We start from the raw sequence: 18,901 nt of genomic DNA on the forward strand, positions 1-18,901 counted from the left end.
CCCGGGTCGCCCGCGAGGTCGGCACCGAGGGCCGGCTCGGCGGCCGCGCCCAGGTGCACGGCGTCCTGGGCGTGTGGAAGAACCTCACCGACAACGTCAACTCGATGGCGGACAACCTCACCTCGCAGGTCCGCAACATCGCGCAGGTGGCGACGGCGGTGGCCCGCGGCGACCTGTCCAAGAAGATCGACGTGGACGCGCGCGGTGAGATCCTGGAGCTCAAGACCACCATCAACACCATGGTCGACACCCTCTCGTCGTTCGCCTCCGAGGTGACCCGGGTGGCCCGCGAGGTCGGCAGCGAGGGGCAGCTCGGCGGCCAGGCGCGGGTCGAGGGCGTCTACGGCACCTGGAAGCAGCTCACCACCAGCGTCAACGAGCTGGCGCTCAACCTCACCACCCAGGTCCGCGCGATCGCCGAGGTCACCAGCGCGGTCACCCAGGGCGACATGTCCGGCTCGATCACCGTGGCCGCCCGCGGCGAGGTCGCCGCGCTGAAGAACAACATCAACCTCATGGTGGCCAACCTCCGCGAGACCACCCGCGCCAAGGACTGGCTGGAGTCCAACCTGACCCGCATCGCCGGGCTGATGCAGGGCCACCGCGATCTGGTCGAGGTCGCCGACCTGATCCTGCGCGAGCTGACGCCGCTGGTGAACGCCCAGTTCGGCGCGTTCTTCCTGGCCGAGGCCGGCGCCCGGCCCGGCGAGGGCCTGGAGCTGATCGCCGGCTACGGCACCGACCGCCCGGACAGCCGCGACTCGCTGCCCCGGCTGCGGATGGGCACCCCCGGCTGGGGCCTGATCACCCAGGCCGCGACCGAGAAGAAGCGCATCCTCGTCGAGGCCGTCCCGGCCGACTACCTCACCATCAGCTCCGGCCTCGGCGCGGCCGCCCCGGCCAGCGTCGTCATCCTGCCGATCCTCTTCGAGGACCAGGTGCTCGGCGTGATCGAACTCGCGTCGTTCAGCCGCTTCAGCGACGTCCACCTGGCGTTCATCGACCAGTTCGTCAACACCATCGGCGTCTCCATCAACACCATCATCGCCAACTCCCGCACCGAGTCGCTGCTGTCGGAATCCCAGCGGCTGACCGCCGAGCTCCGCCAGCGCTCCGACGAGCTGCAACTGACCAACGCCGAGCTGGAGGAGAAGGCCGCCCTGCTCGCCACCTCCTCGCAGTACAAGTCCGAGTTCCTCGCGAACATGTCGCACGAGCTGCGCACCCCGCTCAACTCCCTGCTGGTGCTCTCCCGCCTCCTCGCCGACAACCCCGAGGGCCATCTCAGCCCGCAGGAGGTGGAGTTCGCGGTCACCATCCACCGGGCCGGCTCCGACCTGCTCCAGCTCATCAACGACATCCTCGACCTCTCGAAGATCGAGGCCGGCCGCATGGACGTCCACCCCAAGGCGCTGCCGCTGAAGAAGCTGCTGGACTACGTGCGGGCCACCTTCCGCCCGCTCACCGTCGACCGCGGCCTGAGCTTCGACGTCCGGGTCGGCGACGGCGTCCCCGCGGAGCTGTACTCCGACGAGCAGCGCCTCCAGCAGATCCTGCGCAACCTGCTCTCCAACGCGGTGAAATTCACCTCGGCCGGCGGTGTGGAACTCCTCGTCGAACGCGTCCCCGCCGACCGGCTCGGCCAGTTCGAGGAGGAATCCCTGCGCACCGCCGACACGGTCCTGGCCCTCTCCGTCAAGGACACCGGCATCGGCATCCCGCCGGAGAAGCTCGACGGGATCTTCGAGGCGTTCCAGCAGTCCGACGGCACCACCAACCGCAAATACGGCGGCACCGGCCTGGGCCTGTCGATCAGCCGGGACATGGCCGCGCTCCTCGGCGGCCGCATCAAGGCCGTCAGCGAGGTGGACGCCGGCTCCACCTTCACCCTCTACGTCCCCGCGCACTACACCGGGCCCGCCACCGGACCCGCCACGGCCACCGCCTCCGCGGCCGCGGCCACCGCCCCCAACGGCACGCCGGCCCCGGCCGCCCCGGCTCCCCCGGCGCCCGCCGCGCTCACCGCACCGCCCCCGCCCGCCGCCGCGCCCCCGCCCGCGCCCCCCGGCCTCTTCCCGGGCCACGAGGGCCCCGGCGGGCGGGCGACGCGCACCGGTGACGGCGGCGAGGTCGCCTGGCCGGAGGCGACCCGACTCAAGGACTGGCTCAGCGGCCGCCCCGGGCACGTCCTCGCGCACCGCCGGATCCTGATCGTCGACGACGACATCCGCAACGTCTTCGCCCTCACGCACGTCCTGGGCCGGGTCGGCATCAGCGTGAAGTACGCGGAGAACGGCCGCGAGGGCATGGAGGTCCTCGACCGGACCCCCGACATCTCGCTCGTCCTGATGGACATCATGATGCCCGAGATGGACGGTTACGAGATGATCCGGACCATCCGCCGGACCCCCCGCTTCACCGGCCTGCCGATCATCGCGCTCACCGCCAAGGCGATGCCCGGCGACCGCGAGAAGGCCATCGACAGCGGCGCCGACGACTACATCCCCAAGCCGGTGGACGTGGACCGCCTGCTCGCCGTCATCTGCGACCTGCTGGACCCGGCCCCCGGGGCCGCCGCCGACCGCCCCGGCGCCCCGCCCGCCACCACCCCCGACGAGGGAACGGAGGCGCCGCCGCCATGACCTCTCCCCCGCCCGACACCGCGCCCATCCTGATCGTCGACGACATGGAGGAGAACCTCGTCGCCCTGGAAGCCGTCCTGGGCTCCCTGACCACCAAGGTCGTCCGCGCCCGCTCCGGCGAGGAGGCGCTCAAGGCGATGCTCCGCGAGGAGTTCGCGGTGGTCCTCATCGACGTCCTGATGCCCGGGATGAACGGCTTCGAGACCGCCGCCAACATCAAGGGCCTGGACCAGACCAAGGACGTCCCGGTCATCCTCCTCACCGGCGCGTCCGTGGACCCCAACTACGCCTACCGCGGCTACACCGTCGGCGCCGCCGACTTCCTCATCAAGCCCTTCGACCCCTGGCTGCTGCGCACCAAGGTCAACGTCTTCCTCGACCTCTACCGCAAGAACCGCCAACTGGCCGCGCAGGCCGAGCAGTTGAAGCGCCTGCTGACCTCCGGGGGCCAGCCGCCCGACCACACCCCCGGCCCGTCCGCCCGCCGCCTCGCGGGCGCCCCGGACCGGCCGCGGGAACCGGCCGGCGACGAGGACCGGCTCTCCGACATCGCCGGCAGCCTCGTCCAGATCGAACTCCTCCTCCGGGACGCCCGGGACGCCTCCGCCGCCGACCTCGCCGACCGCATCGCCGCGCTGGAGGAGTCGGTGGAGCGCCTGAGGGCGGACCGGCTGGCGTGAGACCGCCGCCGCGCCCCGGCTCCCGCCGTCAGGCGGCGGCCCGGCTCAGGCCGAGCACGGCCAGCTCCGGGTCCTCCCTGAGCTTGGCCAGGGCGCGCGAGACGGCGCTCTTGACCGTGCCGACCGAGACCTCCATGACCTCGGCGGTCCGGGCCTCGCTGAGGTCCTCGTAGTACCGCAGGACGACCATCGCGCGCTGCCGGGCGGGCAGCCGCATGATCGCGCGCCACATCGCGTCGCGCAGCCCCTGGAGCTCCGCCGGGTCCGGCGCGGGCACCGGGTCCGGCTCGGGCAGCTCGTCGCAGGCGAATTCCTCGACCCGGCGCTTGCGCCACTGGGAGGTGCGGGTGTTGATCAGCGCGCGGCGGACGTAGCCGTCCAGCGCGCGGTGGTCCTCGATGCGCTCCCAGGCCACGTACGTCTTGGTGAGTGCGGTCTGGAGGAGGTCCTCGGCGTCGTTCGGGTTCGAGGACAGGGACCGCGCGGCGCGCAGCAGGACCGGCCCCCGGGCCCGTACGTAGGACGCGAACGACGGGAACGCCGCGGGCGTCGAGGCGCTTGTGCACACTGACGTGGTCATGCGCTCCACGCTAGAAGCGGCCCGGCCCGCGGGCGTCGGCCCAGGGTGCCGAAGCGGCGTCCCCCTCAAGTTGTACGGGTCCGGCCTTCCCCACCTCCTCAGGGGGGAGCGCGCGGGGCCGTCCCCTAGGGGCAGGCCCCGGCCGGCCGCTGCCCCGGCTACCCCGCCCGCCCCAGCACCACTCCCGAGGTGGGGACGCCGGTGCCCGCGGTGACGAGGACGTGGGCGGGGCCGGGGACCTGGTTGGGGCTGGTGCCGCGGAGCTGGCGGACGGCCTCGGCCAGGCCGTTCATCCCGTGCAGGTACGCCTCGCCGAGCTGGCCGCCGTGGGTGTTCAGGGGCAGCGTGCCGGCGGCGACGAGGTCGGCGGCCTCGCCGCGGCCGCAGAAGCCGAACTCCTCCAGCTGCATCAGCACGAAGGGGGTGAAGTGGTCGTAGAGGATGGCGACGTCGATGTCGGCGGGGGCCAGGCCCGAGGTGCGCCAGAGCTGGCGGGCGACCACGCCCATCTCGGGCAGGCCGGTGAGGTCGTCGCGGTAGAAGCTGGTCATCTGCTCCTGGGCGCGGCCGGCGCCCTGGGCCGCGGCGGTGATCAGCGCGGGCGGGTGCGGCAGGTCGCGGGCCCGTTCGGCGGAGGTCACCACGAGCGCCTGGGCGCCGTCGGTCTCCTGGCAGCAGTCCAGCAGCCGCAGCGGTTCGGCGATCCAGCGGGACGCGGCGTGGTCGGCGAGGGTGATCGGCTTGCCGTGGAAGTACGCGGCCGGGTTGGTGGCGGCGTACCGGCGGTCGGTGACCGCGACGTGCCCGAAGACCTCCGGGGCCAGCCCGTAGGTGTGGAGGTAGCGGCGGGCGGCCATGGCGACCCAGGAGGCGGGGGTGAGCAGGCCGAACGGGAGGTTCCAGCCGAGCGCGGTGCCCTCGGCGGACGGTTCGCGCCGCTGGACGCCGGCGCCGAAGCGGCGGCCGGAGCGCTCGTTGAAGGCGCGGTAGCAGACCACCACGTCCGCCAGGCCGGCGGTGACCGCGAGGGCCGCCTGCTGGACGGTGGCGCAGGCCGCGCCGCCGCCGTAGTGGACGCGGGAGAAGAACGTCAGCTCGCCCATCCCGGCCGCCTGGGCGACGGTGATCTCGGGGTTGGTGTCCATGGTGAAGGTGACCAGGCCGTCGGCGTCGGCGGGGGTCAGCCCGGCGTCGGCCAGCGCGGCCTGCACCGCTTCGACGGCGAGGGTGAGTTCGCTGCGGCCGGAGTCCTTGGAGAACTCGGTGGCGCCGATGCCGACGATCGCGGCCCGGCCGCCGAGGGTGTCGGCGCGGTGGCGGGTCACCGGTCCGCCGCCGGCCGCTCGGCGGGCACGGTGACGGTGACCGTTCCGGTGACGTGGTGGCCCAGGCCGTTGGTGCCGGTGATCCGCACCTCGGCGGTGTCGCCGTCGGCGGCGGTGACCGTGCCGCGCAACACCATGGTGTCGCCCGGGTAGTTGGGCGCGCCGAGCCGGATGGCGACCTTGCGCAGCACGGCGCGGGGGCCGAAGTGGTCGGTGACGTAGCGGCCGACCAGGCCGTTGGTGGTCAGGATGTTCATGAAGATGTCCGGGGAGCCCTTCTCCCGGGCCGCCTCGGCGTCGTGGTGCACGTCCTGGTAGTCGCGGGAGGCCAGGGCCCCGGCGACGATCAGGGTGCGGGTGACGGGGACGGTCAGCGGCGGGAGGTCGGTCCCCGGGGCGGGCGGGGCGGACCGCTCCCCGGGTGTCCCGGTCCCGGTCGGCCCGCCCAGGGCGGCTTCGGTGCTCATGCCTCGGGCTCCTTCGTCAGCAGTGCGCCCAGTTCCTCCAGGAGTTCGGCGCCCGCGCCCAGGTACGCGTCGAGCTGCCGCCCCCACAGGAAGTGCCGGTGCACGGGGTGGTCGAGGTCCGCGCCGAGGCCGCCGTGCAGGTGCTGGCCGGTGTGCACCACCCGCTTGCCGGCCTCGGAGGCCCACCAGGCCGCGGTCAGCGCGTGCGGGCCGGCGGCCAGGCCCGCGTCCCGGCGCCAGGCGGCCTCGTAGGCGGTGACGCGGATCGCCTCGGTGTCCATGTACGCCTCCGCCGCGCGGAGCTGGACGCCCTGGTTGGCGGCGAGCGGGCGGCCGAACTGCTCGCGGGTGGTGGTGTGCGCCACCGCGCGGGCCAGCGCGCCCGCGCAGACCCCGGCCTGGAGCCCGGCGAAGGCGGTGCGGGCGGCCCCCAGGACGTCGTCGTGGGCCGCCGGGCCGTCGCCCAGCGGCTCGGCCGGTGCGTCGTCCAGGGTCAGCCGCCCCGCCGACCAGGGGGCGGTGGTGGCCACCGGCTCGACGCCGACGCCGGGGTCGCCGGTCCGGACCAGCCACAGCCGCCGCCCGGCGTCCGGGACCAGCACCAGCGTCGCCGCGCACAGCCAGGGCACGACGGGGACGGCCCCGGTCAGCCGGGTCCGGTCGGCCGGCCGCGCGCGGCCGGTGTCCGGACCGGCGGCGGGGCGGGCGGCGACCCGGGGTGCCCCGCCCCGGGGGAACGCCCCGGTGGCCACCTCCGTGCCGTCCCGCAGCCCGGGCAGCAGCCGGGCCCGCTGCTCCGCGGTGCCGTGCGCGCGGACGGCCAGCAGCCCGTAGGCGCAGCTGGCCGCGAACGGCACCTGGGCGGTCGTCCGGCCCTGCTCCTCCAGCATCAGCACCAGGCCCAGCAGCCCGGTCTCCTCCGCCGCGCCCGGCAGTCCGGCCGCGCACAGCGCCTTCCACAGCGCGTCGTCGGTGGCCGTCCCGAGCGCGGCCAGCCGCTCCGGCGTGGCGAGGTCGCCGAAGACCTCCGCCGCCAGGGCGCGCGCGGCCCGCTGCTCCTCCGTGGGCGTGAAGTCCACCTCAGCCCTCCCCGCCCGGGAGCGCCGCGTCCGGTGCCCCGCCGGACGTCGCGCCGCCCCGGAAGACCGGGAGCACCACCTCCTCGTCGACCCGCAGGAACTCCAGCCGCACCGGCATCCCGATCCGCACCTCGTCGTACCGCACACCGGTGACGTTGCTGACCATCCGCACCCCTTCCGCCAGCTCGATCAGCCCGACCGCGTAGGGCGGGTCGAAGGCCGGGAAGGGCGGGTGGTGCAGCACCACGTACGAGTAGACGGTGCCCGCGCCGCTCGCCTCGACGGTGTCCCACCGCGTGCCGCCGCACCGGTTGCAGCCGGGCAGCCAGGGGAACCGCAGGGCGCCGCAGCCGCCGCAGCGCTGGAGGAGCAGCTTGTGCTCGGCGACGCCCGCCCAGAACCCGGCGTTGTCGCGGTTGACGACGGGCCGCGGCCGCTCCCCGCGGGGGCGCGCGGCACCGTCCCGCTCCCGGGGAGCGGGGCGGGCGGCCGGGGCGTACTTGAGGATCCGGAAGCGGTGCGTCCCGGCCGGTTCGCCGTTGGCCCGGACGTCCATCCGGGTCGTGATGAAGTGGCCGGTGCCCAGTTTGGTGGTCTTGCGCGGGGAGACCGACTCGATCACCGCGTCGAAGGTGATCGCGTCGCCGGGCCGCAGGGGCCGCAGGTACTCCTGCTCGCAGTCGGTGGCGACGACCGAGGTGTAGCCCGCGCCGTCGAGCAGCGCGAACAGCTCGTCGTGCGCGGGGCTGCGGCGCTGGTGGCCGGAGAGGCCGCCCATCGTCCACGCCTGGAGCATGGTGGGCGGGGCGACCGCGCCGGGGCCGCGGTAGGCCGGGTGGGCGTCGCCCATCGCCTCGCACCAGTGGCGGATCATCGCCGCGTTGACCGGGTCCTTGCCCACGCCCTCGGTGGCGGCCGGCCGCCCCGCGTACGCCGTGAGCGCTGCCTCGAACGCGGCGTCGCCGCCGGGGAGCCCCTCCCCGTCCCGCCCCTGCCCCGTCACCGCCGCCGCCCCTTCCGCATCCCGAGCCGCATCGTGGCCACGATCTCCCGCTGGACCTCGCTCACACCGCCCCCGAAGGTGTTGATCTGGGCGGCGCGGTTCATCCGCTCCAGCTCGCCGTCCCCGTAGGCGCCCGGGGACCCGGCCCGCAGGAGCGCGGTGTCGCCGACCACCTCCTGGCACATCCGGTAGACCTCGACCGTGCTCTCGGTACCGGCGAACTTGACCCCGCTGGCGTCCCCCGGGCTCAGCGTCCCGGCGCCGACATCGCCGACCAGCCGCCAGTTCAGCAGCCGGGTGGCGGCCAGCCGGGCGTGCGCCTCGGCCAGCCGGGACCGCACCCAGGGGCGGTCGGCCGGCCGCTGCCCGGTGGCCGGGTCCGGCGTCCGGGCGTGCGCCAGCGCGGCCTCGTAGGCGTCCTCGGCCTGCATGCCGAGGGCGGCCAGCGCGACGCGTTCGTGGTTGAGCTGGTTGGTGATCAGCGGCCAGCCGCCGTTCTCCTCGCCGACGAGGTTCCCGTAGGGGACGCGCACCCCGTCGTAGTAGGTGGCGGTCGTCCGCAGCCCGCCGACCGTCTCGATCGGCGTCCAGGAGAAGCCGGGCACGTCGGTCGGTACGAGGAGGATCGAGATGCCGCGGTGCTTGGGGGCGCCGGGGTCGGTGCGGCAGGCGAGCCAGATCCAGTCGGCCTGGTGGGCGTTGCTGGTGAAGCTCTTGCTGCCGTCGATCAGCCAGTGGTGCCCGGTGCCGGCCGCGCCGCCCGGCCCCCGCGCCGCCCCCTCTTCCGGCAGCGCCCCCGCCGCCTTCACCGCGCGGGTCCGCAGCGACGCCAGGTCGGTGCCGGCCTCCGGTTCCGTGTAGCCGATCGCGAAGACCAGTTCGCCCCGGAGGATGCGCGGCAGGAAGAAGTCCTTCTGGTGCGGGGTCCCGTACTTCATCAGGGTCGGCCCGACGGTGTTCAGGGTGACCATCGAGACCGGCGCGCCCGCCCGGTACGCCTCGTCGAAGAAGACGAACTGCTCGTCGGGGCCGCGCCCCCGGCCGCCGTACGCGGTCGGCCAGCCCAGGCCCAGCAGGCCGTCGGCGCCGATCCGGCGGAGCACCGCGCGCTGCGCCGCCGGCTCGGCGGCCGGGCCGTCGGGCATCAGCGCGCGGAAGTAGTCGCGGAGTTCGGCGCGCAGCCGCTGCTGGCGGGGGGTGGGGGCGAGGTGCACGTCGGCGGGCCTTCCTTCGGGTGACGGCCGTACGAACGAGCGAGCGGGTTCCTGACTGTCCGTCAGAAACCCGCTCGCTGTCAAGGTCCGCGCGGGGAACCCCAGAGCGGTCCACTTCCGTCCCCCGCGCGCGACCCCGCCTCACCCGCCGGTCAGCCGCCGCACGCGCGCACGGCGGACCGGCTCACCAGAGCCGGTGGAAGTCGACGTTGGCGTTGTCCTGGTCGATGACCGTGAAGCCGTGGCCGTTCACGCTGGCGGTGCTGTTCTGGTTGGACGCGCCGGGACCGTTGGCCACCTGCTGGCCGGTCGTGGAATTGCCGTGGTTGGCGTGGCCGACGCCGGTGCCCACCTGGCTGGTGGCGGCCGAGCTCGACCCGTTGCTCGCGAAGCCGCCGTTGTCGGCCTGTGCCACGCCGGTGCACAGCGCCGCTGCGAACGGCAGGGCGAGGGCGAGGGCGAGGACGCGGGCGGTACGGGTGCTTGCCATGTCGTTCCTCCTACGGAAACAGCTGCCAGCTGCTGGACTGCGGAATCGGATAAGCGGAGCGGGCCCTCCGGGCGCCGCCGGAGGAGAACCGGGCATCCGGTCCCGCTCCCGACGGCCGGCCCCGGCCGGTCCGTTGCAGCACTAACTCCATTGATTCACCGGGTAGTTGGCCGACCACCGCGGTACCTGCCTCGACGTCGCGACGACAGGATTGCCCACCGGGTCCCCGGCGAACCCGCCGTCCCGGGCCGATTCCCCCGCAAGCATGAGAAACCCCCGGTAAACCCCTACGCCCCCACTCGCGCCCCCGCGCCGCCCCGGTGATCCGCCACGGCCCGCCCGCCCCGGGGAAAGATCACCCCCGGCCCCCGCCGCACCCACCCGGCGCACAGCCGATCTTGACCCCGCGCCCACCCTCCCCCTCTTCCCTTTGTCGAACATTCGTACGAAAATGAAGCCATGGCCACGCCCCGACGCCATACCGCACCGCCCCCCGCACCCCCGGCGGCCGAGGCCCCCGGCCGGCTCCGCCCCGACCGCCGCCGCGTCCCCGCCCCGCCCGCTCCCCCGCCCCCGCTCCTCGCCCCGGCCGACGCCCACCGCACCGCGCTCGCCCACGCCCTGCGCGCCGCCGAGCACGGCTTCCCCGTCATCCCCCTGACCCGCGGCAAGCTCCCGGCCCTGCCCTCCCCGCACCACGGCGCCGCACCGCCCTGCCGCGGCGCCTGCGGCCGGCTCGGGCACGGCGTCCACGACGCCGCCACCGACCCGTTCACCGTCCGCCGGATGTTCGCCGCCGCGCCCTGGGCCACCGGCTACGGCATCGCCTGCGGCCGCGCCCCGCACCACCTCATCGGCCTCGACCTGGACGCCAAGCACGGCGCCGACGGCCGCACCGCGTTCCGCCTCCTCGCCGCGGCGCACGGCGTCCCGGTCCCGGCGACCGTCACCGTCCTGACCCCCAGCGGCGGCCGCCACCTGTGGTTCACCGGCCCGCCCGCACCGCCCGTCCCGAACTCCGCCGGGCGGCTCGCCCCCGGCATCGACGTCCGCGGCGCGGGCGGCTATCTGGTCGGCCCCGGCTCGCTGACCGCGCACGGCCGGTACGTCCTCGCCCCGGACACCCCGCGCCGCCCCGCCCCGGTCCCGCCCGCGCTGCTGGCGCTCCTGGTGCCGCCGCTCGGCACCCCGCCGCCCCGGCCCCCCGCCGCAGGCCCGCACCCCGGCTCCCGGCAGTCCGCCGCCGCCCTGGTCCGCTTCGTCCGCGCCTCCCCCCGGGGCCAGCGCAACGCCCGCCTCTTCTGGGCCGCATGCCGCGCGTACGAGTCCGGGCTCGGCGCGGAGCTCGCCGAGCGGCTGGCGGCGGCCGCCCGCCACACCGGCCTCCCGGAGGCCGAGACCCGCGCCACGCTCGCCTCGGCGGCCCGCCGCTGACCACCGGCGGGCCGCCGCACCGGCACCGCCCCGTTACGCCGCCGGCTTCCGCGCCTCGATCAGAAAGCGGGTGGTGTGCGCCACGAAAGCCCCGTCCCGCCGGATGACGCCGTCCAACTCCCGCAATTTCTCGCGGTATTGCCCGACGGTGAAACCCGGCACCATCCACACCACCTTGCGCAGGAAATAGACCACCGCCCCGATATCGAAGAACGCGGTGCGCAGCTTCTCGAAGCGCAGATCGGCGACCTCCAGCCCGGCCGCCTCCGCGGCCCGCCGCGCGTCCTCGGGGTGCCGGGCCCGCCGGACCTCCTCCGGCTGCGGCCCCAGGAAGAACTCCACCAGCTCGAACACGCTGGCCGGCCCGACCTGCTGGGAGAAGTACGTACCGCCCGGCCGCAGCACCCGCGCGATCTCCGCCCACCACACCGTCACCGGATGGCGGCTGGTGACCAGGTCGAACGCGCCGTCCGCGAACGGCAGCGGGGGTTCGTCCTCGTCCGCCACCACCACCGCGCCCAACGGGTGCAGCAGTGCGGTGGCCTTGGCGACGTTCGGCGGCCAGGACTCCGTGGCGACCATGACCGGCGGGAACGCCCCCGCGCCGGCCAGCACCTCACCGCCCCCGGTCTGGATGTCCAGCGCCGCCGACGCCCGCGCCAGCCGCTCGCCCATCAGCCGCTGATATCCCCAGGAAGGCCGCTGCTCGGTCGCCCGCCCCTCCAGCCAGGAGAAATCCCAGCCCGCCACGGAAACCTCGTCGGCCTCCGCCACCAATTCCTCGAAAGAACGCTCCATACCCCCACCCTCACCGCGGCCCGCCCCCCACGCCAGCCATTTCCCCTCAGCCCCCGCACACCCCGGCCCGCGCCTCGCCCTTCGCCTTCTCCCCCGCGCTCCTCCCGCCGCGCCCGCGGAACCGGGCCGCCGGCCGTCCGGCGCCCGCCGAGGGCCGCCCGAGCACCACCCCGCCCAGCACCAGCAGCAGCCCGCACCCCTCCCGCATGCCGAGCGCCTCCCCGGACAGCGCCGTCCCCAGCACCACCCCGGTCACCGGGTTGAGCAGCCCGACCAGCCCCACCGTCGCCGCCGGCAGCCGCCGCAGCCCCGCGAACCAGGCGGCGAACGCCACCGCCGTCGCCACCACCGCCACGTACCCGAACCCCAGCACCGCCCGCCCGTCCAGCACCGGCGGCGCGCCCTCCACCGCGACCGCGCACGGCACCAGCAGCAGCCCGCCGGCCGTCAACTGCCAGGCGGTGGCGGACAGCACGTCCACCCCGCCGCCCGGGCGCCCGCCCCCGCCGCTCCACCGCTTGGCCAGCACATAGCCGAACGAGGACATCGCCATCGCACCGGCGGAGGCCAGCACCCCGATCCCGTCCACCGCCACCGACGCGGTCAGCAGCATCAGCCCGACCCCGGCGGCGCCCACCGCCGCCCCGGCCAGATGCGCCACGCGCGGCCGCTCCCCCACCAGCGCCCACGCGAACACCGCCATGACCAGCGGCGACAGCGCCATCACCACCGACGCCAGACTCGTCGGCAGCCGCTGCGCCGCCACGTAGACCAGCGCGAAGAAGCCGCCCATGTTGAGCACGCCGAGGACCACCGACCGCCACCACCACACCCCGCGCGGCAGCTTCCGGCACACCGCCAGCAGCAGCACCCCGGCGGGCAGCGCCCGGATCGCCGCCCCGTAGAGCGGATGGCCCTCCGGCAGGAACGCGCGCGTCACGAAGTAGTTGGTCCCCCACGCCACCGGCGCCACGGCCGTCACCAGTACCCACCGCCACATACCTTCCATGGAAACCAAAATACCTTCCCGGGAAGCTATACGCTCTCCCCATGACCCCGAACCCGCCCGAAGCGCCCCGCACCCCCGACCGCGTCGCCCGCATCCAGGCGGCCTGGGCCCGCGAGCGCCCCGACCTCGACGTCACCCCGCTGGCCGTCATCGGCCGCCTGCACCGCGTCGGCGCGCTCCTCACCGACCGCCTCTGCGTCGTCTACCGCCGATACGGCCTGAGCGAGGGCGAGTTCGACGTGCTGGCCGCCCTGCGCCGGGCCGGCGAGCCCTACGAGCGGGCCCCCGGCGAACTCGCCGCGCACACCATGGTCACCACCGGCGCCATGACCAAGCGGATCGACCGGCTCGAACGCGACGGCCTGGTCACCCGCCGCCGCTCGGCCACCGACGGGCGCGGCCGGGTCGTCGCCCTGACCGAGGCCGGCCGCGCGCTCATCGACCGCGCCTTCACCGACCACATGCGCAACGAGCGCACCCTCCTCGACGCCCTCACCCCCGACCAGGCCGCCCAGATGGAAACCCTCCTCACCGCCTGGCTCGCCCACCTCGAACCCCCGCACCCCGCCCCCTGACCCGCCCTCCCCCACCCGAGTGAATCCCCCCACACCACCCACACCTCCCATACCACCCTCCCCAGAATCGAACGGGTGAGCGGTATCCTTCGGTCGTGGCTGACAAGCAGAAGACCTACGACTTCCCCCAGGACCTGCGGGAAGCGCAGCTGGAGCTGCACCGGGTCCGGTCCGCCCTCGCGGCCCTCTACCAGCGCCTCCCGTGGTCGGTCGAACCGCAGCCCGGCTGGACCCACACCAAGGAGAACGGTCACTTCCACGAGACCGAGCGCCCCGACTCCCCCGGCTGGACCGACGAGGAGAAGGCCGAGGTCGCCGCCCTCCGCGCCCGCCAACTCGACCTCGGCGCCCGCGTCGTCACCCACCCGTTCTGGTCCACCTGCGACGACGCCCCCACCGCCCGCTCCGCCCTCAAACACCTCCACGACACCCCCGACGACACGGCAGAACGCGAGGCGTTGGGCGAATAGCGAGCCGACCGCCCCCGCCGGCGGGCAGGACTGCATCCCCCTCAGCCGCCCCCGGCCACCCGGCCCGCAGGAACACCAAAGGCCCCCGACCGGTACCTCCCCGGTCAGGGGCCTTCTGGGAGCGGAGGCTGTGGGATTTGAACCCACGGTGGCGTTGCCGCCACGTCAGTTTTCAAGACTGATCCCTTAGGCCGCTCGGGCAAGCCTCCCCGCGGCACCGGGGTGCGGTGTCGCGGGGATCAGACTAGCGCGTCACTTGTCGCCCGTGCGCTGTCCCAGGGTGACCTGGGCGGTGTGCTCCTTGCCGCCGCGCTTGAAGGTGAGGGTCACCTGGTCACCGGGCTTGTGCTGCCAGATCTCGCTGATCAGCGTCGGTCCGCTGTCGATGACCGTGTCGTCGAGCTTGGTGATGGTGTCGCCGGGCTTGAGGCCCGCCTTGTCGGCCGGGCCGCCCGGGGTGACCGCGTCCGAGCCGTTGTTGCCGGTCTGGGCGATGGTCGCGCCGTCACCCGTCTCCCGCATGCCGACCTGGACCCCTATCTGCGGGTAGATCGGCTGGCCGGTCTTGATCAGATCCTGCGCCACCCGCTTGGCCTGGTCGATCGGGATCGCGAAGCCCAGGCCGATGCTGCCGGACTGCGACTCGCCGCCCATCCCGCCGCCGTTGCCGGCCGACTGGATCGCGGAGTTGATGCCGATGACGTTGCCGCCCGCGTCCAGCAGCGGGCCGCCGGAGTTGCCCGGGTTTATCGACGCGTCCGTCTGTAGCGCGCTCATGTACGAGGCGCTGCTGCCGCCGCCGTCGCTGGAGGCCACCGGCCGGTCCTTGGCGCTGATGATGCCGGTGGTGACCGTGCCGGACAGGCCGAAGGGCGCGCCGATCGCGATGGTGGCGTCGCCGACCTGGACGTTGGCGGACTTGCCGAGCGGGAGCGGGGTGAGCTTGGCGCCCGCGGCGTTCTTCAGCTTGATGACGGCGACGTCGTAGCCCTGGGCGTGCCCGATGACCTCGGCGTCGTACTTCTTGCCGTTGGAGAACGTCGCGGTGAGCCGGCCGCCATCGGCGGCGCTGGCGACCACGTGGTTGTTGGTGAGGATGTGGCCCTGGGTGTCGTAGACGAAGCCGGTGCCGGTGCCGCCGTCGCCGCTCGCGCCCTGCGCCTCGATCGTGACGACGCTGGGCAGCGCCCGCTGCGCTATCCCGGAGACCGAGGTGGGCTTGCGGTTGAGCGCCCCGGGGTCGCCGGGGGCGGAGACCGTGGTGGAGGCGTTGTCGTTGCGGCCCGCGGCCCAATAGCCGATCCCGCCGCCGACACCGCCCGCGACCAGCGCGGCGACCAGCACCGCGGCGATCAGCCCGCCGCCGCGCCGGGGCGGGGCCGGGTGCGGACCGGGCGCGGCCCAGGGGTCACCGCCGCCGGCCGGGGGAGCGCCCCAGCCGCCGGCCGGACCGTGCCCCGCCGCCGCGAACGGGGCGGCCGGCGGGGACGGCGGGAGCTCGCCGTGCGGGGCCTGCGGGGCGGGCGGGGCCGGGGGCAGCTGCTGGGTGTGCTCCGGGCCGGCCGGCGTCTCGGGGCGGGCGGCGCCCGGCTCACCGGCGCGCGGCGCGTAGTCCGGCGGCGGGGGCGCGGCCGGGGCGGGCGGGGTGTGCTGAGTGCGGTCGCCGGAGGCGGGCGCGGGGGCGCTGTCCGGCTGCGGTCCGGTCGGCGGCTCGGCCTCCGACGGAACGCCGGGTCCCTCGTTCTCGGTGCTCACAGCTCTCTCCTCAGTCAGCTCGCGTCGCGGCGGTGCCGGCCCGGAGACCGGACTCCCGGTATTCCAGCATCCGGGATCCCGCGGTACTCCAGCATCCGCGATGCCGCCGCTCCGGGCGAGTCCCGGCACGGCCCGGGGTGCGTCCCGTCCCGGTCGGCCGCCGCCCGCGCGCCGGGAGCCGGCCCCGGGCGCCCTCCGGACGATCACCGCTCAGCCTTCCCCAGCTTTCCCCATGGCCTGTCAGAGCACCGTAAGCCGAACCTGTGACCGGTGGCCCGCGGTCCGGCCGGCCGGCCGCGGACGCGTCCCGCACCCGGTGCGGGCCGGGGACGGCGGTGCCCGCTTTTCCCCGGCGTGGCGGGGCCGCCGGATGGCACGATAACGCGGTGAGCTCTCCACGCCCCGCCCAGGAAGGCCGTCCGGACCGTCCCGCCGTCGTGGCCCACCGCGGCGCCTCCGAGGACGCCCCCGAACACACCCTGGCCGCCTACCGCAAGGCGATCGAGGACGGCGCGGACGCCCTGGAGTGCGACGTCCGGCTGACCGCGGACGGGCACCTGGTCTGCGTCCACGACCGCCGGGTCAACCGCACCTCCAACGGGCGCGGCGCGGTCTCGGCCCTGGAACTGGCCGACCTCGCCGAGCTGGACTTCGGCTCCTGGAAGGACGTCCTCGCCGGGCAGGGCGTCCTGGAGGGCGTGGCGCGGGCCACCGGCCGGACCGTGGACGCGGACGAGGAGCCGGACTGGCAGCAGGAGAACGCCGACCGCACCTCCGTCCTGACCCTGGAGCGGCTGCTGGAGCTGGTCGCGGACGCGGACCGCCGGGTCGAGCTGGCCATCGAGACCAAGCACCCCACGCGCTGGGCCGGCCAGGTGGAGCAGCGGCTGGTCGAACTCCTCACCCGCTTCGGCCACACCCGGGCGGCCGGCTGCGACGGCCCGCCGCCGGTGCGCGTGATGAGCTTCTCGGCCCGCTCGCTGCACCGCGTACGGGCCGCCGCGCCGGAGATCCCCGGCGTCTACCTGATGCAGTTCCTCACCCCCCGCCACCGGGACGGCCGGCTGCCGCCCGGCGTGCGGATCGCGGGCCCGGGGGTACGGATCCTGCGCGCGCACCCGGAGTACGTCGCCAGGGCGCACCGGGCGGGCCACCAGGTCCACGTCTGGACCGTCAACGACCCGGCGGACGTGGACATGTGCCGCGAGCTGGGCGTGGACGCCATCATCACGAACCGCCCCAAAGAGGTGCGAACCCAACTCGGCCTCGACTAGAGCCACTCACGGGGCGTGCCCCGGCGCATTCGATCCGTACGCATCGGTGTCGAGTGCGTCACTGCGTGCCGATTGGCCGGTTTCCGGTCCAGTCCATTGGGGCATCCATCCCGTGGCGTGGGGCAAAGGAGGTCTCGGGGGTGGCGTTGGTGGTGGCACAAGAGGTGCCGACGTCGTCGATCATGGCCGTACCCCATGGTCCAGCGGGTGTCGGCATGGCCAGGCGGCGCATGCGGGAAGAGCTGCTGACAAGTGGAGTTCAGGACACGGTCGTCGATGACGCGGTCCTGGTCCTTTCGGAACTACTGAGCAACGCGTGTCGCCACGCGCGGCCGATCCACGGCGACGGCCTGCCGGGGGCCCCCGAGGCGTCCGTGCGGGCGGCCTGGCGCATCGACGGCGAGGGACGGCTGATCATCGCGGTCACCGACGGCGGCGGCCCGACCCGCCCGGCCCCCGCCACGCCCTCGGTCACCGCCCGCGGCGGCCGCGGTCTGGCGATCATCCGCTCGCTCGCCAAGGACTGGGGCGTCCGCGACAGCGCGCCCGGCGAGGTCACGGTCTGGGCCGCACTCTCCCTCCAGGGCGCTTTCGCTACGCGCGTGGACCTGGCCGCGGACCTCACCGCCGACCTGGTCACCGACCCGCCCGCCGGCCTGCCGCCGGTCCCCCGCAAGCCCCCGCGCGCCACCGCGGTGCGCCGCCCGCGCGGCGGCCCCGGACGGCCCCGGGGCGCGGCCGGAAGCCTGGCCCTCGCGGAGCTGGGCGAGATGTCCTAGCTGGGGGGTGTCCGCAAAGTCCCGCCTGCCCCCCGGGCGAACGACGCGACTTCACGGCCCCCCAGCTCCTGCGCCCCCGGTGGTGTACGAGCGGCCCGTACGGCGTTGTTGACGGCGCCTCGGGCCCCGGTCTCCTTTAGGCTCGCGCGGAACGCGTCCGCACCCCAGGAACGACCAGGAGACCCCGCCGCCATGGCCAAGAAGCGCCGTCCCCAGCCCCGGGCCGCAGCAGTACAGATCAAGGACGGTGAGGTGCCGGTCGTCGGCGCCCGCGAGCCGTGCCCGTGCGGTTCCGGCCGCCGGTACAAGGCATGCCACGGCCGGCAGGCGGCGCACGCCGCCACCGAGCTGGTGCGGCGCCCCTTCGAGGGGCTGCCCGGCGAGTGCGACTGGGTGGCGCTGCGCGAGCTGGTGCCCGCCGCCACCGCCCCGCTGACCCTCAAGGACGGCCTGCCCGAGGGCGTTCCGTCGGTGACCCTGGCGACCGTGCTCCCGATGGCCTGGCCCGCGCTGCGTCGGGACAACGGCGCGGTGCTGCTCGGCCTCCAGAACGACACCTCCTCCGGCGACATCAGCCGGGACCTCGCCGACACCCTCCGGCGCGCGCTGACCACCGAGCCCGGCCACCCGGTCGCCGCCGGCCGGGCGCCCGCCGACGGCCCCCGGCTCCAGGACCTGCTGGACCCGGGCGCGCCTTTTGAGCCGACCGTCCACACCGGCTTCGAGTTCTGGGTGGAGAACGCCGAGAACGCCACCGGCGAGGTCGCCGCCTCCCTGGAGCGGGCCAACGCCGCGGCCATCCCCACCGCCCGCATCCCGGGCCTTACGGGGGCGTACTGGTGCGAGGCCCCCGAGAAGAACCACCTGCGGTGGGTCACCCCGCACCCCGAGGAGCAGCTGCTCGACGCGCTCGCCCGGCTGGCCGCCGCGGGCACCGCCGGACTGGGCGACGGCACCCGCCTGGTCGGCTCGTTCCGGGCCCACGGGCTGGTCGTCCCGGTGTGGGACCTGCCGTCCTCGATGAGCGCCGACGACGTGGCCGGGCCGGCCGCCGCCTTCGAGGAGCGGCTGGCCAAGGCGCTCGCCTCGGACGCGCCGCTGACCGCCGAGGAGCGCCGGGCCCGGGGCGGGCTCACCAACCGTCAGGTCACGCTGAGCTGACCGCCGCGACAGCCCCGATCATGGACGTGACTCCTGTCACAGCGGGCCCGGGACCTTCCGGTACCTGCCGGTAAATCCGCGTCCGGAATTCCACGATCGAATTTGCGAACCGCCGATCTCTTGTTACGGTTCTAAAAGCCCGGTCGCTGGTGCATCCCCCGTCGCC

At 74.9% G+C, this 18,901-nt stretch carries 19 protein-coding genes and 1 tRNA gene; 8 read left to right on the forward strand and 12 right to left on the reverse strand.

Features of this window, described 5'->3' with window-relative positions:
- Both MUU72_RS09140 and MUU72_RS09145 read left to right on the forward strand, forming a co-directional pair.
- Positions 1-2,642: hybrid sensor histidine kinase/response regulator (locus MUU72_RS09140; protein ID WP_248012661.1), on the forward strand; the 2,642-nt coding region annotated here is incomplete at its 5' end.
- Positions 2,639-3,322 carry a response regulator gene (locus MUU72_RS09145; protein ID WP_248012662.1) on the forward strand — a complete coding sequence of 228 codons (684 nt, stop codon included), beginning with the start codon at positions 2,639-2,641 and terminating at the stop codon, positions 3,320-3,322. The genes MUU72_RS09140 and MUU72_RS09145, both read left to right, overlap by 4 nt.
- 28 nt (positions 3,323-3,350) lie before the next feature.
- On the opposite strand, the gene MUU72_RS09150 is transcribed toward MUU72_RS09145, so the two are convergent.
- From MUU72_RS09150 to MUU72_RS09180, 7 genes are all read right to left on the reverse strand, one after another.
- Complete coding sequence (locus MUU72_RS09150; protein ID WP_248012663.1) at positions 3,351-3,902, reverse strand: SigE family RNA polymerase sigma factor; 552 nt, start codon at positions 3,900-3,902, stop codon at positions 3,351-3,353.
- A 158-nt stretch (positions 3,903-4,060) separates the two neighbouring features.
- The gene (locus tag MUU72_RS09155; protein WP_248012664.1) at positions 4,061-5,227 is read right to left on the reverse strand and encodes a lipid-transfer protein; all 1,167 of its coding nucleotides are present in this window, start codon (positions 5,225-5,227) and stop codon (positions 4,061-4,063) included.
- Positions 5,224-5,694, reverse strand: coding sequence for a MaoC family dehydratase (locus MUU72_RS09160; RefSeq protein WP_248012665.1), 471 nt, complete (start codon positions 5,692-5,694; stop codon positions 5,224-5,226). The genes MUU72_RS09155 and MUU72_RS09160 overlap by 4 nt, the downstream gene beginning before the upstream one ends.
- Positions 5,691-6,773, reverse strand: a complete 1,083-nt coding sequence (locus MUU72_RS09165) for an acyl-CoA dehydrogenase family protein (RefSeq protein ID WP_248012666.1) — start codon at positions 6,771-6,773, stop codon at positions 5,691-5,693. Before MUU72_RS09165 ends, MUU72_RS09160 begins: the two co-directional genes overlap by 4 nt.
- Position 6,774: 1 nt before the next feature.
- Entirely contained in the window at positions 6,775-7,776 is a 1,002-nt protein-coding gene (locus MUU72_RS09170) for a bifunctional MaoC family dehydratase N-terminal/OB-fold nucleic acid binding domain-containing protein (RefSeq protein ID WP_372503046.1), read from the reverse strand.
- A complete protein-coding gene (locus MUU72_RS09175) occupies positions 7,773-8,990 on the reverse strand; it encodes an acyl-CoA dehydrogenase family protein (RefSeq protein ID WP_248012667.1) in 1,218 nt (405 codons plus the stop codon). The genes MUU72_RS09170 and MUU72_RS09175 overlap by 4 nt, the downstream gene beginning before the upstream one ends.
- A gap of 184 nt (positions 8,991-9,174) precedes the next feature.
- Positions 9,175-9,480: a hypothetical protein gene (locus MUU72_RS09180; RefSeq protein WP_248012668.1), complete on the reverse strand. Its 306-nt coding sequence runs from the start codon at positions 9,478-9,480 to the stop codon at positions 9,175-9,177.
- A 459-nt stretch (positions 9,481-9,939) separates the two neighbouring features.
- Here MUU72_RS09180 and MUU72_RS09185 point away from each other — a divergent pair, with 459 nt between their 5' ends.
- Positions 9,940-10,914: a bifunctional DNA primase/polymerase gene (locus MUU72_RS09185; protein ID WP_248012669.1), complete on the forward strand. Its 975-nt coding sequence runs from the start codon at positions 9,940-9,942 to the stop codon at positions 10,912-10,914.
- A gap of 33 nt (positions 10,915-10,947) precedes the next feature.
- Here the strand turns inward: MUU72_RS09185 and MUU72_RS09190 are convergent, their stop codons facing one another.
- Both MUU72_RS09190 and MUU72_RS09195 read right to left on the reverse strand, forming a co-directional pair.
- On the reverse strand, positions 10,948-11,712 hold the full coding sequence (locus MUU72_RS09190; RefSeq protein ID WP_248012670.1) for a class I SAM-dependent methyltransferase: 765 nt from the start codon (positions 11,710-11,712) through the stop codon (positions 10,948-10,950).
- 46 nt (positions 11,713-11,758) lie between these two features.
- A complete protein-coding gene (locus tag MUU72_RS09195) occupies positions 11,759-12,721 on the reverse strand; it encodes a DMT family transporter (protein WP_248012671.1) in 963 nt (320 codons plus the stop codon).
- Positions 12,722-12,762: 41 nt separating this feature from the next.
- Between MUU72_RS09195 and MUU72_RS09200 the strand changes: the two genes are divergently transcribed.
- Both MUU72_RS09200 and MUU72_RS09205 read left to right on the forward strand, forming a co-directional pair.
- Positions 12,763-13,296, forward strand: a complete 534-nt coding sequence (locus MUU72_RS09200; protein WP_248012672.1) for a MarR family winged helix-turn-helix transcriptional regulator — start codon at positions 12,763-12,765, stop codon at positions 13,294-13,296.
- A gap of 95 nt (positions 13,297-13,391) precedes the next feature.
- The gene (locus tag MUU72_RS09205) at positions 13,392-13,766 is read left to right on the forward strand and encodes a DUF8825 domain-containing protein (RefSeq protein ID WP_248012673.1); all 375 of its coding nucleotides are present in this window, start codon (positions 13,392-13,394) and stop codon (positions 13,764-13,766) included.
- 122 nt (positions 13,767-13,888) lie between these two features.
- On the opposite strand, the gene MUU72_RS09210 is transcribed toward MUU72_RS09205, so the two are convergent.
- Both MUU72_RS09210 and MUU72_RS09215 read right to left on the reverse strand, forming a co-directional pair.
- Positions 13,889-13,975: transfer RNA gene (locus tag MUU72_RS09210), tRNA-Ser, on the reverse strand.
- Between the two features lie 43 nt (positions 13,976-14,018).
- Positions 14,019-15,521 carry a S1C family serine protease gene (locus MUU72_RS09215; RefSeq protein ID WP_248012674.1) on the reverse strand — a complete coding sequence of 501 codons (1,503 nt, stop codon included), beginning with the start codon at positions 15,519-15,521 and terminating at the stop codon, positions 14,019-14,021.
- A gap of 386 nt (positions 15,522-15,907) precedes the next feature.
- Here MUU72_RS09215 and MUU72_RS09220 point away from each other — a divergent pair, with 386 nt between their 5' ends.
- Positions 15,908-16,795 carry a glycerophosphodiester phosphodiesterase gene (locus MUU72_RS09220; protein WP_248012675.1) on the forward strand — a complete coding sequence of 296 codons (888 nt, stop codon included), beginning with the start codon at positions 15,908-15,910 and terminating at the stop codon, positions 16,793-16,795.
- Positions 16,796-16,853: 58 nt separating this feature from the next.
- Here the strand turns inward: MUU72_RS09220 and MUU72_RS35240 are convergent, their stop codons facing one another.
- A complete protein-coding gene (locus MUU72_RS35240; RefSeq protein WP_282503903.1) occupies positions 16,854-16,979 on the reverse strand; it encodes a hypothetical protein in 126 nt (41 codons plus the stop codon).
- On the opposite strand from MUU72_RS35240, the gene MUU72_RS09225 reads away from it, so the two are divergent.
- Together MUU72_RS09225 and MUU72_RS09230 are read left to right on the forward strand one after the other, a co-directional pair.
- Positions 16,978-17,574: an ATP-binding protein gene (locus MUU72_RS09225; protein ID WP_505016664.1), complete on the forward strand. Its 597-nt coding sequence runs from the start codon at positions 16,978-16,980 to the stop codon at positions 17,572-17,574. The two genes, MUU72_RS35240 and MUU72_RS09225, sit on opposite strands and share 2 nt — an antisense overlap.
- A gap of 192 nt (positions 17,575-17,766) precedes the next feature.
- Positions 17,767-18,735 carry a DUF5926 family protein gene (locus MUU72_RS09230; protein ID WP_248012676.1) on the forward strand — a complete coding sequence of 323 codons (969 nt, stop codon included), beginning with the start codon at positions 17,767-17,769 and terminating at the stop codon, positions 18,733-18,735.
- Positions 18,736-18,901 lie beyond the last annotated feature (166 nt).

The organism is Streptomyces rhizoryzae, from assembly GCF_023155275.1.
Classification (GTDB): Bacteria; Actinomycetota; Actinomycetes; order Streptomycetales; family Streptomycetaceae; genus Streptomyces; species Streptomyces rhizoryzae.

Bases quoted from the DNA above. Each gene is read 5' to 3' on its own strand.
- MUU72_RS09145 (WP_248012662.1), top strand. From the start codon at position 2,639: ATGACCTCTCCCCCGCCCGACACCGCGCCCATCCTGATCGTCGACGAC.
- MUU72_RS09150 (WP_248012663.1), bottom strand. From the start codon at position 3,902: ATGACCACGTCAGTGTGCACAAGCGCCTCGACGCCCGCGGCGTTCCCG.
- MUU72_RS09160 (WP_248012665.1), bottom strand. From the start codon at position 5,694: ATGAGCACCGAAGCCGCCCTGGGCGGGCCGACCGGGACCGGGACACCC.
- MUU72_RS09180 (WP_248012668.1), bottom strand. From the start codon at position 9,480: ATGGCAAGCACCCGTACCGCCCGCGTCCTCGCCCTCGCCCTCGCCCTG.
- MUU72_RS09185 (WP_248012669.1), top strand. From the start codon at position 9,940: ATGGCCACGCCCCGACGCCATACCGCACCGCCCCCCGCACCCCCGGCG.
- MUU72_RS09190 (WP_248012670.1), bottom strand. From the start codon at position 11,712: ATGGAGCGTTCTTTCGAGGAATTGGTGGCGGAGGCCGACGAGGTTTCC.
- MUU72_RS09195 (WP_248012671.1), bottom strand. From the start codon at position 12,721: ATGGAAGGTATGTGGCGGTGGGTACTGGTGACGGCCGTGGCGCCGGTG.
- MUU72_RS09200 (WP_248012672.1), top strand. From the start codon at position 12,763: ATGACCCCGAACCCGCCCGAAGCGCCCCGCACCCCCGACCGCGTCGCC.
- MUU72_RS09225 (WP_505016664.1), top strand. From the start codon at position 16,978: ATGGCCGTACCCCATGGTCCAGCGGGTGTCGGCATGGCCAGGCGGCGC.
- MUU72_RS35240 (WP_282503903.1), bottom strand. From the start codon at position 16,979: ATGATCGACGACGTCGGCACCTCTTGTGCCACCACCAACGCCACCCCC.
- MUU72_RS09230 (WP_248012676.1), top strand. From the start codon at position 17,767: ATGGCCAAGAAGCGCCGTCCCCAGCCCCGGGCCGCAGCAGTACAGATC.